The sequence below is a fragment of the Methyloceanibacter sp. genome (assembly GCF_050726195.1).
Lineage (GTDB): Bacteria > Pseudomonadota > Alphaproteobacteria > Rhizobiales > Methyloligellaceae > Methyloceanibacter.
Map to the genome: position 1 here is coordinate 65,516 of NZ_JBOHJC010000014.1, position 14,274 is coordinate 79,789.

13 protein-coding genes are annotated in these 14,274 nt (G+C 65.1%); 9 read left to right on the plus strand and 4 right to left on the minus strand.

Annotated features, from left to right (window positions below; translation table 11 throughout):
- Window positions 1–41 precede the first annotated feature (41 nt).
- On the minus strand, window positions 42–767 hold the full coding sequence (locus tag ACRECX_RS11075; protein ID WP_431558896.1) for a VIT1/CCC1 transporter family protein: 726 nt from the start codon (window positions 765–767) through the stop codon (window positions 42–44).
- Between the two features lie 130 nt (window positions 768–897).
- Between ACRECX_RS11075 and ACRECX_RS11080 the strand changes: the two genes are divergently transcribed.
- The 3 genes from ACRECX_RS11080 to gltX are packed head-to-tail and all read left to right on the plus strand — an operon-like array spanning window position 898 to window position 5,360.
- A complete protein-coding gene (locus ACRECX_RS11080; RefSeq protein WP_431558897.1) occupies window positions 898–2,289 on the plus strand; it encodes a class II 3-deoxy-7-phosphoheptulonate synthase in 1,392 nt (463 codons plus the stop codon).
- A gap of 57 nt (window positions 2,290–2,346) precedes the next feature.
- Entirely contained in the window at window positions 2,347–4,020 is a 1,674-nt protein-coding gene (locus ACRECX_RS11085; protein ID WP_431558898.1) for an NAD+ synthase, read from the plus strand.
- A 2-nt stretch (window positions 4,021–4,022) separates the two neighbouring features.
- The gene (gene gltX, locus ACRECX_RS11090; protein WP_431558899.1) at window positions 4,023–5,360 is read left to right on the plus strand and encodes a glutamate--tRNA ligase; all 1,338 of its coding nucleotides are present in this window, start codon (window positions 4,023–4,025) and stop codon (window positions 5,358–5,360) included.
- A gap of 7 nt (window positions 5,361–5,367) precedes the next feature.
- On the opposite strand, the gene ACRECX_RS11095 is transcribed toward gltX, so the two are convergent.
- Window positions 5,368–6,534, minus strand: a complete 1,167-nt coding sequence (locus ACRECX_RS11095) for a DUF2865 domain-containing protein (RefSeq protein WP_431558900.1) — start codon at window positions 6,532–6,534, stop codon at window positions 5,368–5,370.
- A 270-nt stretch (window positions 6,535–6,804) separates the two neighbouring features.
- Between ACRECX_RS11095 and cysS the strand changes: the two genes are divergently transcribed.
- Genes cysS through cimA form a run of 3 tightly spaced genes read left to right on the plus strand, consistent with a single transcriptional unit; the run spans window position 6,805 to window position 9,926 of the window.
- Window positions 6,805–8,205 (plus strand): cysteine--tRNA ligase, encoded by a 1,401-nt coding sequence (gene cysS, locus ACRECX_RS11100; protein ID WP_431558901.1) that lies wholly within the window; start codon window positions 6,805–6,807, stop codon window positions 8,203–8,205.
- Entirely contained in the window at window positions 8,202–8,324 is a 123-nt protein-coding gene (locus ACRECX_RS11105; protein WP_431558902.1) for a hypothetical protein, read from the plus strand. The genes cysS and ACRECX_RS11105 overlap by 4 nt, the downstream gene beginning before the upstream one ends.
- A 3-nt stretch (window positions 8,325–8,327) precedes the next feature.
- Complete coding sequence (cimA, locus tag ACRECX_RS11110; RefSeq protein WP_431558903.1) at window positions 8,328–9,926, plus strand: citramalate synthase; 1,599 nt, start codon at window positions 8,328–8,330, stop codon at window positions 9,924–9,926.
- A 5-nt stretch (window positions 9,927–9,931) separates the two neighbouring features.
- On the opposite strand, the gene ACRECX_RS11115 is transcribed toward cimA, so the two are convergent.
- Both ACRECX_RS11115 and ACRECX_RS11120 read right to left on the minus strand, forming a co-directional pair.
- On the minus strand, window positions 9,932–10,135 hold the full coding sequence (locus ACRECX_RS11115) for an integrase (protein WP_431558904.1): 204 nt from the start codon (window positions 10,133–10,135) through the stop codon (window positions 9,932–9,934).
- 70 nt (window positions 10,136–10,205) lie between these two features.
- On the minus strand, window positions 10,206–10,826 hold the full coding sequence (locus ACRECX_RS11120; RefSeq protein WP_431558905.1) for a TIGR00730 family Rossman fold protein: 621 nt from the start codon (window positions 10,824–10,826) through the stop codon (window positions 10,206–10,208).
- A gap of 163 nt (window positions 10,827–10,989) precedes the next feature.
- On the opposite strand from ACRECX_RS11120, the gene ACRECX_RS11125 reads away from it, so the two are divergent.
- The 3 genes from ACRECX_RS11125 to ACRECX_RS11135 all read left to right on the plus strand — a co-directional run bounded on the left by ACRECX_RS11125 (window position 10,990) and on the right by ACRECX_RS11135 (window position 14,269).
- Window positions 10,990–11,439, plus strand: a complete 450-nt coding sequence (locus ACRECX_RS11125) for a hypothetical protein (RefSeq protein WP_431558906.1) — start codon at window positions 10,990–10,992, stop codon at window positions 11,437–11,439.
- Between the two features lie 129 nt (window positions 11,440–11,568).
- Window positions 11,569–13,503 carry an ABCB family ABC transporter ATP-binding protein/permease gene (locus ACRECX_RS11130; RefSeq protein ID WP_431558907.1) on the plus strand — a complete coding sequence of 645 codons (1,935 nt, stop codon included), beginning with the start codon at window positions 11,569–11,571 and terminating at the stop codon, window positions 13,501–13,503.
- A 25-nt stretch (window positions 13,504–13,528) separates the two neighbouring features.
- Window positions 13,529–14,269 (plus strand): phosphatidylserine decarboxylase, encoded by a 741-nt coding sequence (locus ACRECX_RS11135; RefSeq protein WP_431558908.1) that lies wholly within the window; start codon window positions 13,529–13,531, stop codon window positions 14,267–14,269.
- Window positions 14,270–14,274 lie beyond the last annotated feature (5 nt).

Below are 14,274 nucleotides of genomic sequence, written 5' to 3' on the forward strand. Positions count from 1 at the left end.
AATGTGGCACAACTTGCTTGGTGAAGGGAGGGGGCAACCCCTTAGACAAGCCCCTCCAAAAAGCCGCCGATGACATAGGCGACGCCGGCAGCGAACATGCCAATGATCAGGGTCTCGAGCCCGGTGCGCCACCACGGCGACGGCGACCAGTAGCTCCGCAGGGAGCCGATGGCGAAGAAGGTGATGCCGGTCATCACCGCCGAGGGTAGTTCCGGTTCGTCGAGCTGCAAGATGTAAGGAATGAGCGGAACGCTGCCGCACAGCACGAAGGCGGCGAAGGTATAGAGCGCGGCGTGGACCGGCGAGCGCACCACGGCCGGCATGCCGTGCTCCTCCGTCATCATGGTGTCGACCCAGCGTTCGCGGCGCTTGGTGATGATGTCGACCGCGGATTCAAGCGCCTCACCCTCGAAGCCCTTGGCCTTGAAGATCTGCCTGATCTCCTCGCGCTCGCCTTCGGGGGCGATGTCGATGTGGCGCTCCTCCATGCGGCGCAGCTGGTCGTATTCGTCGCGCTCTGCCCTGGTGCCGGTGTAGTTGCCGGCCGCCATGGAGAAGCCGTCGGCGAGGAGGTTGGCGACGCCGAGAATGATCACCACCGTGGGGGAGAGATTGGCGCCCACCACGCCCGCCATGATGGCGAAGGTCGTGACCGTGCCGTCGATGCCGCCATAGACCCAATCGCGCAGGTAGCTCACGCGCGGCCCCTTGCCGAGGCGCTTGGCGATCTCGCCCGGCTTATGGCCGTGCTCGAGACGTGGAGGCAAATCCCGTTCCTTTTCCTGGCCTTAAGACATATGTGGCATGCATGACCGGGGTCGGGCAAATGGCGCGAGGCCGCCTAGCCACGATCCCGTCAATCGCCTATATAGCGTGGACTTTTCAGGAGAGCCTAACATGGCCCCGCGTTGGAGCCCCGACAGCTGGCGCACGAAGCCGATCGAGCAGGTTCCGGTCTATCCGGACGGGGCCCAGCTCGCTCAGGTCGAGCAGCAGCTCGCCACGTTTCCGCCGCTGGTTTTTGCAGGCGAGGCGCGGGAGCTGAAGGCCAAGCTCGCCCGCGTCGCGCAAGGTGAGGCCTTCCTGCTGCAAGGCGGCGATTGCGCCGAGAGCTTCGCCGAGCATCGTGCCGACACGATCCGCGACTTCTTCCGCGTGTTCCTGCAAATGGCCGTGGTGCTCACCTATGCCGGCGGCTCGCCGGTGGTGAAGCTCGGACGCATCGCCGGCCAATTCGCCAAGCCGCGCTCAGCTCCGACCGAGACGCAAGGCGGCAAGGAGCTGCCGAGCTATCGAGGCGATATCATCAACGACATCGAATTCACGGAGGCGGCCAGAACGCCGGACCCGCAGCGCATGCACATGGCCTATCGCCAGGCCGCGGCGACCCTCAACCTGCTGCGTGCCTTCGCGCAAGGCGGCTACGCCAATCTCGAGCACGTGCATCAGTGGAATCTCGGCTTCGTCAAGGACAGCCCCGCCGGGCATCGCTACCAGGAGCTGGCCGAGCAGATCGCCGGGACGTTGCGCTTCATGCGCGCCATCGGCTTGACCGCGGACAACGCGCCGCAGCTGCGCACCACGAGCTTCTACACGAGCCATGAGGCGCTCCTGCTCGGCTATGAGCAGGCGATGACGCGCATCGATTCCACGTCCGGTGACTGGTACGCGACCTCGGGACATTTCCTGTGGGCCGGCGACCGCACCCGCCAGCTCGACCATGCGCATATGGATTATTTGCGCGGCATCAAGAACCCGATCGGCGTGAAGTGCGGCCCGAGCCTGAAAGCCGACGATCTGCTCAGGCTGATCGACTTCTTGAGTCCGCAGGACGAGCCGGGGCGGCTCACCTTGATCTGCCGATTCGGCGCCGACAAGGTCGGCAACCATTTGCCGGCACTCATCCGCGCCGTGGAGCGCGAGGGCAAGTCCGTGGTGTGGGCCTGCGATCCGATGCACGGCAATACCATCAAGGCCGGCAGCGGCTACAAGACGCGGCCCTTCGACCTCATCCTCAAGGAGGTCGAAGCCTTCTTCGACATTCATCGCAGCGAAGGCACTCATGCCGGCGGAATCCATGTGGAAATGACCGGGCAGAACGTCACCGAGTGCGTCGGCGGCGCCAAGGCCGTCACCGAGACGGATTTGTCGGACCGCTACCACACGCATTGCGACCCGCGGCTCAACGCCGATCAGTCGATCGAGCTCGCCTTCATCGTGGCCGAGCGGCTGAAGCGGGAGCGGGAAGAGCGGCGGCTGCCCGAGATCTCCATCGCCGCGGGCGAGTAGGCGGGGATATCCGCCGACCGCGCTTGCCTGCCTTGCGTCCAAGACTAAGTTCGATCCATGGCCCGTGACATCAAGGACAGCTTCAAGCTCGCGCTTGCGCAGCTCAATCCGGTCGTGGGCGATATCGAGGGCAATCTGCGGACGGCGCGTAAGGTGCGCACGGCGCTTGGCGAGGCGGGCGCCGATCTGATCGTCTTCACCGAGCTCTACCTCACGGGCTACCCGCTGGAGGACCTGGTGTTGAAGCCCGCCTTGCAGAAGGCCGCGCGCGAAGCCTGCGAGGACTTGGCGCGCGACACGGCGGACGGCGGTCCGGCCATACTCATGGGGCTGCCTTGGGGCGAGGCGCCCTTCGTCTACAACGCGATGGCGCTGCTCGACGGCGGCCGCATCGGCGCGGTCCGCTACAAGAACAATCTGCCGAATTACGGCGTGTTCGACGAGAAGCGCGTGTTCGCGCCGGGCCCGCTGCCGGCGCCGATCCACTTTCGCGGCCTCTCGCTCGGCGTGCCGGTGTGCGAAGACATCTGGGCCGAGGACGTGTGCGAGGCGCTGGTGGGAGCCGGCGCCGAGATCCTGATCGTCCCCAACGGCTCGCCCTACTGGATGGGGAAGCAGGAGACCCGCTACGGCGTCGCCGAGACGCGGGTGGGCGAAACGCGGCGGCCGCTCGCCTATGTCAATCAGGTCGGCGGGCAGGACGAGCTGGTGTTCGACGGCGCGTCATTCGTGCTCAACGCCGACGAGGATCTGGCGGTGCAGTTGCCGGCCTGGGAAATCGCGCTCGGCGTCACTGAGTGGCGGCGCGAGGGCGGACGCTGGCACTGTCTGCCGGGGCCGATGGCGATGGTCGAGGAGGGCGACGCCGCCAACTATCTCGCCTGCGTCACCGGCTTACGCGACTACATCGACAAGAACGGTTTCCCCGGCGTGGTGCTCGGCCTCTCGGGCGGAGTCGACTCGGCGCTGTGCGCGGCGATGGCGGTGGACGCGCTCGGGGCCGAGCGCGTGCATTGCGTGATGCTGCCCTACACCTACACGAGCGAAGAGAGCCTGAGCGATGCCAAGGCGATCGCCAAGGCTCTCGGCGTGCGCTACGACATCGTGTCGATCCACGATAGCGTTGAGGGTCTGACCAAGAGCATCGAGAAGTTGTTCGAGGGGCTGCCCCGCGACGCCACCGAGGAGAACTTGCAGTCGCGCGCGCGCGGCACCTTGCTCATGGCGGTCTCCAACAAGCTCGGCCCGCTGGTGCTCACCACCGGCAACAAGTCCGAGGTGTCGGTGGGCTATGCCACGCTCTACGGCGACATGAACGGCGGGTTCAATCCCATCAAGGACCTCTACAAGGGTCAGGTCTACGCGCTGGCGCGCTACCGCAACGCCAACCGTCCCAAGGACTGCCGCGGTCCGAGAGGTCCGATCATCCCCGAGAGCGTGCTGACCAAGGACCCGTCGGCCGAGCTGAAGCCCAACCAGCGCGACCAGGACACCTTGCCGCCCTACGAGGCGCTGGACGATATCCTGAACTGCCTGGTCGAGCTCGAGCTGCCGCTTTCCGAGATCGTGGCGCGCGGGCATACGCCGGAACTGGTCAAGAAGGTCGAGCGCATGCTTTATCTTGCCGAATACAAGCGGCGGCAGGCGGCGCCGGGGGTGAAGATCACCGCCAAGAATTTCGGCCGCGACCGCCGCTATCCCATCACCAACAAGTTCCGCGAGCGGCTTTAGGCATGACCGTCATCGTCCGTTTCGCGCCGAGTCCCACGGGCCGGCTCCACGCAGGAAATATCCGCACGGCGCTGCTCAACTTTCTGTTCGCGCGAAAGATGGGCGGGCGCCTGATTCTCCGCCTCGACGATACCGACCGGGAGCGGTCGACGGAGGCGTTCGCGCGCGGCATCGAGGAGGACCTTTCCTGGCTCGGCATCGAATGGGCCAAGCAAGTCCGCCAGTCCGCCCGCTTCGCGCTCTACGACGCGGCGATCGAGATACTGAAGAAATCGGGGCGCCTCTACCCGGCCTACGAGACGCCGGAGGAGCTCGAACTGAAGCGCAAGCGCCAGCTCGCCCGCGGCAAGCCTCCCGTCTACGACCGCGCGGCGCTGAAACTCTCGGCGGACGACAAGGCCAAGCTCGAGGCCGAGGGACGCAAGCCGCATTGGCGGTTCCTGCTCGAGCAGCGCGACGTGGTGTGGGAGGACCTGGTGCGCGGGACCCAGCACGTGGACGCCGCTTCGCTGTCCGACCCCGTTCTGGTCCGCGCCGACGGGACTTATCTCTACACTCTGCCGAGCGTGGTGGACGACATCGACCTCGGCATCACCCATGTCATTCGCGGCGAAGACCATGTGGCCAACACGGCGCCGCAGATCCAACTCTTCGAGGCGCTTGGCGCAAAGCCACCGGCGCTTGGCCATCACAATCTCCTGGTGGGCGCCGACGGCCAGGCGCTGTCGAAGCGCGACCGCTCGCTTGCCATCGAAGGCCTGCGCGCGGACGGGCTGGAACCGCTGGCTGTCGCGAGCTATGCGGCAACAATTGGCACCTCGGACCCGGTTGCGCCCCACACCAGCCTCGACGAACTCGTGGCGCTGTTCGTCTTCGCCAAGCTGTCGCGGGCGCCGGCGCGGTTCGACCAGAACGAGCTTCGCCTGCTGAATGCGAAGTTGCTGCATGCACTACCATACGCAGCGGTGGTGGAGCGGTTGAGCGCACTCGGCATCGGCGGCGGCGAGGCGTTCTGGCATGCGGTACGCGGCAATCTCGCCGTGCTCAAGGACGCCGAAGCGTGGTGGCGCGTGGTGGCGGGACCGCTCACGCCCGTGATCGAGAACCGTGAACTTTGTCTTGCGGCGGCGAGGGTGCTGCCGCTGGAACCCTGGGACGAGGAGACGTGGCCGGCGTGGTCCGCCGCGGTCAAGGCCGCGACCGGAGCCAAGGGCAAGGCGCTGTTTCAGCCGCTGCGGCTTGCGCTCACCGGCGCGGAACACGGGCCCGAACTCAAGCATCTCCTGCCGCTGATCGGCCGCGACCGCGCTCATGCGCGGCTCGAAGGCAAGACGGCGTGAGGCGCGGCTAGTTCGCGGACGTCTGAGGCTTGGTCTTGGTGATGGTGGATTGCCCCTGGGCCTCGGCCGCAGGTGGCGGAGAAGGCGGCGAGGGGGCCTCCGCCGCGGGAAGCGGCGGCGGCGGCGCGATTTCGGCCTCTACCTCTTCCGCCGGTGGCGCCGGGGCTGCCGCGGGCGGCTCGGCACTGCCGGTGATGTCGAGGTCGAGTTGCGGTACCTCGCCTTCGGGCGCGGCCGGCGCCGCCGGTGCGGCGGCAGCCTGGGCGGGTGTCGCGCCGGTCGCCTGAGTGGCATCCGCCTTCTTGTTGGCGGCTTCGATTTCGGTCGGATTGTACTCGACTTGTTTGCAGGAGCAGCCCTTGACGAACTCCTTGCGGAACTTCAGGGCGACCGGCAGGTCCATATAGGCCGAGCCGCTCAGCGAGATCGCCTGCTCAATCTCCTGGCCGGGATTGTGATAGACGTAAAGCTCGGCAGGGGCGGCGCAGTTTGCCTGGCACTGTTCCGCATCCTGTGCGACCTGGCTGCCATAGATCGAGTGATGGAGTGGGAAGTAGAAGCCGTCGCACAGCCGCACGCACACCGTCCGGTAACGTCCGTTGGGATTAATGCTGCGATAGACCGGGGTCTGATATTCAGGCTCGCGCTCCCCGCCGAAGAAGTCGAACAGCCCGCCGCCGCCGCGGCGCGGGGCGCCGCCACAGCCGCTGCGTGCCAGCGCCTGCTGCAGCTCGGCCTGGCGGCGCTTGTTGCCGCCGCCACGCTGGAGAGCACTGCGCTGCTCCTGGAGGCGGGCAAGCTGCCGCCGGGCGTCCTCGACGCGGTTGTTCATGTTGAGGCATTGGGCGCTGCGCTTCAGGGCGCGGCCGAAAATGAACATGCGCTCGTAGCAGCCGGCGTCCTCCATGGCGGCCTGGGTGCCCTGGAAGACGCGGTCGTGCTGGGCAATCTGCTGCTCCAGGCGGGCCAGTTCCCCCGCATTCGCGCCGCCGCCTCTGGCAGCGGCAAGCTCCTGCTCGAGCTGCATGCAGCGGATCTGCTGCTCGGTTAGGCCTTGGGCCACCGCCTCGCCCGGCAAGGCCAAGGCCGCGAGGGCGAGCGCAATAAGGCCCGCGCGGCCGAGCGACCGCACAGACGACGGCAGAACGCGCCTGAGATGGCGAGTGGCACTCACGATGGTGTCCGATCCCCGGGGAGCCTCTGACCCATTATGCGCCCTTAGAATCCGGGGTCAATGAGGCATCAATAAGATGGTTTGCTTGACGATTTGGCCGTTTCCGGCCATAAGCGGCCCCGAGATGATGCACGAGCAACCCATCCTTATGATTTCCTGCGGCATCATTCCGGGCTAGCAAATCAAGCTCGCGCGGGTCGTTCCTCCTTTAACCAAACATATCTTTCACTTACGAACATCCGGCGGGCCTCAAGCCAGAGGGGCTTGTCAGTGGCGCTTACGCTTTACAACACGCTCACCCGCCAGAAGGAGCCGTTCGAGCCCCTCGATCCGGCACGCGTGCGCATGTATGTGTGCGGGCCCACGGTCTACGACTACGCCCATATCGGCAATGCGCGACCGGTCATCGTGTTCGATGTCCTGTTCCGCCTGCTGCGGCACCTCTATGGGCCGGACCACGTCACCTATGTCCGCAACATCACCGACGTCGACGACAAGATCAACGCCCGGGCGGCTGAGGACTATCCGAGCCTGCCGCTGAACGAGGCGATCCGCGAGGTCACCAAGAAGACCGAGGCGCAGTTTCACGAGGACATGCATGCGCTCGGCGCGCTCGATCCCACCGCCGAGCCGCGCGCCACCGAACATATCGAGCAGATGCGGGTGATGATCGACAGGCTCATCGCCAATGGCTGCGCTTACGTGGCGAAGGACCACGTGCTGTTCCATGTCGCATCGATGCCCGACTACGGGAAATTGTCGGGACGCTCGCTCGACGAGATGATCGCGGGCGCCAGGGTCGAAGTAGCGCCGTTCAAGCGCGACCCAATGGATTTCGTGTTGTGGAAGCCGTCGAAGCCCGGCGAGCCGTCGTGGCCGTCGCCTGGCGGCATCGAGGTGCCGGGACGTCCGGGCTGGCACATCGAGTGCTCGGCCATGTCGGCGGCGCATCTCGGCGAGACGTTCGATATCCACGGCGGCGGCATCGACCTCGTGTTTCCGCATCATGAGAACGAGATCGCGCAGTCGCGCTGCGCCTACCGCACGACGGTGATGGCGAATTACTGGCTACATAACGGCTTCCTCCAGGTGGAGGGAGAGAAGATGGCGAAGAGCCTCGGCAACTTCGTCACCGTGCATGAGTTGCTCACCGGGTGGCACAGCTACGCCTGGCCCGGCGAAGCGCTCCGTTTCAATATGCTCAGGACGCACTACCGCCAGCCGCTCGATTGGACCCTGGTCGGGCTCGACGAAGCGCACAAGGTGCTGTGGGATTGGTACGGCGACGCGGAGAACGCCACGCCCGCCGCGCCGGTTCCTATGCCGGTGATCGAGGCGCTCGGTGACGATCTCAATACCCCGAAGGTCATCACCGAGCTGCACAGGCTGCATGGCGCCGGGCATTTCGAGGAGCTTCGCGCGGCGCTGCAATTTCTCGGGTTCTCCGGCGAGCGCGGCAAGATCGAACGCGTACGGCAGGACGGCGCCGACATTGCCAACGCGAACGAAGTCGATGCCCTTATTGCCGCGCGAAACGCGGCGCGCAAGGCGAAGGACTTCAAGGAGGCCGACCGCATCCGCGATGAGCTACAAGCCATGGGCATCGAAGTAAAAGACGCCAAGGACCCGAAGACCGGCGAGCTCGTCACCACCTGGGAGGTCGCGCGATGAAGCCGTTCTTCCAGGATGTGCCGTTCAAGGGCTCGCGCTTCGTGTATCTCGCGATCAAGCTCGCGGTGCTGGTGCTCGCCGTGCTGCTCGCGGTGCATTTCTTCTTCGGTGTGGTGTAGGTCATGGTCCGCGAAAAGCTCTCCTTGTACGATACGACCTTGCGGGACGGCGCCCAGACTCAAGGCGTCGACTTCTCGCTCGAGGACAAGCTGCTGATCGCCCAGCAGCTCGACGTGCTTGGCATCGACTATGTCGAGGCCGGCTATCCCGGCGCCAACCCGACCGACACGCGGCTGTACGCCGAGGATCGCAAGCTTGGCACCAAGTTCACCGCCTTCGGCATGACCAAGCGCGCCGGCCGGTCGATCTCGAACGACCCCGGCTTCCAGGCGCTGCTTGCCGCCAAGGCGGACGCGATCTGCCTCGTCGGCAAGACCTGGGACTTCCATGTGGACGTGGCGCTTGGCAGCACGCTCGAGGAGAATCTCGCAGGCATCAGGGACTCGGTCGCCGCCGTAGTGGAGAGCGGCCGCGAGGCGCTGCTCGACTGCGAGCATTTCTTCGACGGCTATAAGGCCAACCCGGATTATGCGCTGTCCTGCGCCAAGGCGGCCTACGAAGCCGGCGCAAGCTGGGTCGTGCTGTGCGACACCAATGGCGGCACCTTGCCAGAGGAGGTCGAGGCAATCGTCGGCGAGGTGGTGAAGCACGTGCCCGGCGATCATCTCGGCATCCATGTGCACAACGACACCGACAACGGAGTGGCCAATTCTCTGGCTGCGGTGCGCGCCGGCGCGCGGCAGATCCAGGGCACCCTGAACGGGCTCGGCGAGCGCTGCGGCAACGCCAACCTCACGTCGATCATCCCGACTCTGATGCTGAAGCCGGGCTATGCCGAACGCTTCGAGACCGGCGTCACGCCGGACAAGCTGCGCACGCTCACGCATGCCTCGCGCATTCTCGATGAGGTACTGAACCGCGCGCCAAACCGGCACGCGCCTTATGTCGGCGAGTCCGCCTTCGCCCACAAAGGCGGCATCCATGTCTCGGCCGTGCAGAAGGACCCGCGCACCTACGAGCACGTGCCGCCGGAGTCGGTCGGCAATTTGCGGAAGCTCCTGGTGTCGGACCAGGGCGGCCGCTCAAGCATTCTCGCGCAGCTCGACCGCATCGGCATCGCCGTGCCCAAGGATGATCCGCGGATCGGCCGTCTTCTCGACGAGGTGAAGGAGCGGGAGGCCGTGGGTTACGCCTACGAGGCGGCGGAAGCCTCCTTCGAGCTGTTGGCGCGGCGCATGCTCGGCAACGTGCCGCAGTTCTTCGACGTGGACTCCTTCCGCGTCCTGGTCGAGCGGCGGCACAACGCGCTCGGACGTCTCGTCACCATCTCGGAAGCCACGGTGAAGGTGACGATCGACGGCGAGGCGGTGATGTCCGTGGGCGAGGGCAACGGCCCAGTCAACGCGCTCGATAATGCGCTGCGCAAGGATCTCGGCCCCTATCAGAGCTATATCGACGACCTCGAGCTGGTCGACTACAAGGTGCGCATCCTGACCGGCGGCACCGACGCCGTGACGCGCGTCTTGATCGAGAGCCGCGACGGCGAGGGGAACCGCTGGTTCACCGTGGGCGTGTCGCCCAACATCGTCGACGCCTCGTTCGAGGCGTTGCTCGATTCCATCAATTACAAGCTGATCCGCGACGGCGCGCCCGCGCCTTAGTCCCTTTACGAGAAAAACACGCGGGCTAGGATGGCAACATCAAGGGCAATGACGAAGCCGACCATCCATTTGAGGACCAGGAGTTCCCCCTCAAACTTGGTGAATCGGTTCTCATAGTCGGCGAGCGCCTCCGCAGCCTTGCGGGCCTTGTCTTCCGGCGCACCGGCCGAGACAAACGCGTCATAGACCTCAGAGATCATCGTCGCCATTGGTCACTCCTAACGGCAAAATGGAACTTCGTTGGTGTGTTGTCCAGCCCCATGACTATTGAACTCCAGGTCAGAACTTGGCCGTGACCTCCGTCTCAGCCGCGAATTCGTCAGGGTAGGGTCTGAGTGCGCGCTGGATGGTGGGGACAATGTCCTCGACGCGGTCCACAAGCAGCATCTTGAGCTCGAGCCCGGACCGGATGAAGAGGTTGCCGCTCATTCGGTCGAACATCACGATGAGCGGATCCCAGTAGCCCTCGATATTGGCCAAGATGATCGGCTTCATGTGACGGCCGAGCTGGGCCCAGGTGAGCTGCTCGACAAACTCCTCCAAGGTGCCGAGACCGCCCGGCAACGCCACGAAGGCGTCCGACTTCACGAACATCAAATGCTTTCGCTGATGCATGTCGTCGACGACGATCAGTTCTTGCGCCTCGATCAGCATGTGCTCGCGCTCGCTCAGGAAACCGGGAATGATGCCCGTGACATGGCCGCCATGATCGAGAACAGAGCGGGCGATCTCGCCCATGAGTCCAAGGCTGCCGCCACCGTAGACGAGGCCGATGCGGGACGTAGCAAGGATGCGCCCGAACGCGCGCGCGGCTTCGAGGAACGCCGGATTTCGGCCGCCACCGGACCCGCAATAGACGCAGATATTCTGAATGTTGGAAGTGCCCTTGATTTCGTTCATGGGTCCATCTGCCACCCGGCTTCGTCAGGCGTCAAGCAAGGGTGCACCAACAAGCTGGCGAGGCGCTGAACGATCCGATAGGGTTCCGCCAGCTTGGCCGCGGGCCGACCGCAATTCGGCCTTTGGTGCGCCTTAAACAAAAGTGTTTCGAAGGAATGACGGGATGATCGGTAGCAAATTCATGCTGTGGGCGGCGGCTTTGGCGATTGCCCTTGGCACGATTTGTATGGCGCCGGCAATGGCGGCGGAGGGTGAGGGCGGCGCGGAGTCGGCGTCCCCCAAATCGCCCATCCATGTCGACGTGGTCGATTATGCCGATGCCGGCGAGGGTCCCGGCACGTTGAAGCTTGCGGGCACAGCGTTAGCCGGCAGCGCGGTTTATATCTTCATGGACGACAAGCCGCTCGGCAAGGTCATCGCCGACGGCGACGGCAAGTGGAGCGTGGAAAACACGGTGGAGCTCGGCGACGCGGTGCACCAAGTGCGCGTCGAGCAATACGACGATACGACCCGCATGCTCGCGGCAAGAGCCATGTTCAGTCTTTCGCGCGCCAAGCCTAACGACGGCAAGGGCGCTGCGGAAGGCGACGCTCCAGCAGCCACTCAACCCTGAGCTTCGGGCTCCGAGCGGCCGACCCCGCTTGGCGCGGGAGCCTCGGGGGACTATATCGGTTTCAGAGCAGGGGCAGCGCCTGACGCTGCCCCTTTTGCCGCGCTACCGCGCTGATAGTAAAGACTTTTCATGCAAGATCGACTGCCGCAATCGAGAAGCGACACCGTGCTCCAGGCGCGGGCGGGGCACCTCGCCGTGTTGCGCGAGCTCGTCCCCTATATCTGGCCGCGCAACCGGCCCGATCTGCACTTCCGCGTGGTCCTCGCCTTTGCCGCGCTCGTGATTGCCAAGGTCGTGACCTTGGCGGTGCCGATCGCCTACAAGAACGCCGTCGACTTCCTCACCGGGGACAAGACCGCAGGCGCTAGCGGGGACCTCTCATTCCTCGGGTTGGCCATCGTGCCGGCCATGCTGATCATCGCCTATGGCGTCGGCCGCATCCTGATGGTGCTGTTCGCGCAGCTGCGCGACGTGGTGTTCACGGTCGTATCGCAGAACGCCGTGCGCCGGCTTGCAAACCGCACCTTCCGCCACCTGCATGAACTCTCGCTACGCTTCCATCTGGAGCGGCGCACGGGCGGGCTTAACCGCGTCATCGAACGCGGCGTCTCCGGCGTCGACACCATCATGCGCATGGCGGTGCTGAACTCGATCCCGACCGCGGTCGAGCTCGTTTTGATTGCAGGGCTGGTCGCTTGGTATTTCGGCTGGATCTATGTGGTGGTCGTGTTCGCCACCGTCGTCGTCTATGTGTGGTTCACATTCTTCGCGAGCGAGAAGCGCATCGCCATCCGCCGCGACATGAACGAGAGCGACACCGAGGCGCACTCCAAGGCGGTCGACAGCCTGCTCAATTTCGAGACGGTCAAATATTTCGGCAACGAGGAGCTGGAGGCGCGGCGGTTCGATGCGTCCATGGGGCGCTACGAGAAGGCGGCCGTTCGCGCCTATACTTCGCTCGGCGTGCTGAATACCGGACAAGCGGTGATCTTCACCCTCGGCATGATCGTCTGCATGCTGCTGGCGGCGCGCGACGTCACGCGCGGCGTGCTCACCGTAGGCGACTTCGTCATGATCAACGCCATCATGATTCAACTCTATATGCCGCTCAACTTCATGGGCATGGTCTATCGCGAGATCAAACAGGGGCTGATCGACATGGAGACCATGTTCGCCCTGCTGCACGAGCCGGCGGAGATCGTCGACCGGCCGGGCGCCAAGCCGCTCAACGTGACGAAAGGCGCGATCACATTCGACGACGTTTCGTTCGCCTATGAGCCGGGGCGCCAGATCCTGAAGAATGTGAGCTTCGACGTGCCGGCGGGCAAGATGGTCGCCATTGTCGGGCCGTCTGGCGCGGGAAAGTCCACGATCTCTCGTATCCTGTTCCGGTTCTACGATCTGTCGAGCGGCAAGGTCGCCATCGACGGCCAGAACATCGAGGAGGTGACGCAAGAGTCGCTCCGCGCGGCGATCGGCATGGTCCCGCAGGACACGGTCCTGTTCAACGACACGATTGAGTACAACATTCGCTACGGCAAGCCGGACGCAACGGCGGCGGAAGTGCGTGAGGCCGCGCGGCTCGCCCAGATCCACGACTTCATCATGACCTTGCCGCAAGGCTACGATTCGTTGGTCGGCGAGCGTGGCCTGAAACTCTCCGGCGGCGAGAAGCAACGCGTGGCTATCGCCCGCACCATCCTCAAATCGCCGCCGGTCCTGATGCTGGACGAGGCGACCTCGGCGCTCGACAGCCACACGGAGAAAGACATTCAGGACGCTCTCGAGCGCGTGGCGCGCGACCGCACGAGCCTGGTGATCGCGCACCGTCTGTCGACGGTGGTGCACGCCGACAACATCATCGTGCTCGATCAGGGACAGATCGTCGAGCAGGGGACGCATCCAGATCTGCTCGCCAAGGGTGGCCTCTATGCGAGCCTGTGGATGCGGCAGCGCGAGGCGGACGAGGCGCGCGAACGGCTTGCGCACGCGCTCGACGAGGGCGATCTTCCGGATTCCCGCGCCGCCGAGCGCCTGGAGGACGAGGCGCTTGCCTCAACCTGACAAAACCGGGGGACCTCAACACGCCATGAACCATCGGCATACTCTGCTCGACAGCATCGCAGGGGCCTTCGTGCCCATTCACCGGGACGGCTACAAATTCGTCGCCGCCTTCGCCGTGGCCACGCTGTTCCTGTTCCTGGTGGCGCCGCCGCTCGGCTGGCTCGCCGCGCTTGCCACTGCGGCATGCGCCTACTTCTTTCGCGATCCGGACCGGGTGACGCCGGACCGTCCGGGGCTGATCGTAAGCGCCGCCGACGGGAAGGTCGTTAGCGTTACCGAGAGCGTTCCGCCGCCGCGGGAGCTTGCGATGGGACCTGATCCGCTGACGCGGGTTTCCGTATTTCTGTCTGTCTTCGATGTGCATATTGTCCGCGCGCCGGTGCCCGGCCGGGTGGTCCGCAGCACCTACGTCCCGGGGGCCTTCGTCAATGCCGAGCTGGACAAGGCGAGTGAGGACAACGAGCGCCAAGCACTTGTCGTCGAGACGGCGAGCGGCGTGAAAATCGGCGTCGTGCTGATCGCCGGCCTCGTGGCGCGACGGATCGTGACATTTGTGGGCGAGGGGGCTAGCGTGGCGCGAGGCGAGCGCATCGGCCTGATCCGCTTCGGCAGCCGCGTCGACCTTTACCTGCCGGCCAGCGCCGAATTGTTTACCGATGTCGGTCAGACTGCGATCGGCGGCGAGACGGTGCTGGCGGCATTTACGCGCGACGAGCGGTCCGTTGCAGGCGGGTCACGAACCGCATCCGTAGCAGGGGGAGTGTAGGCGGC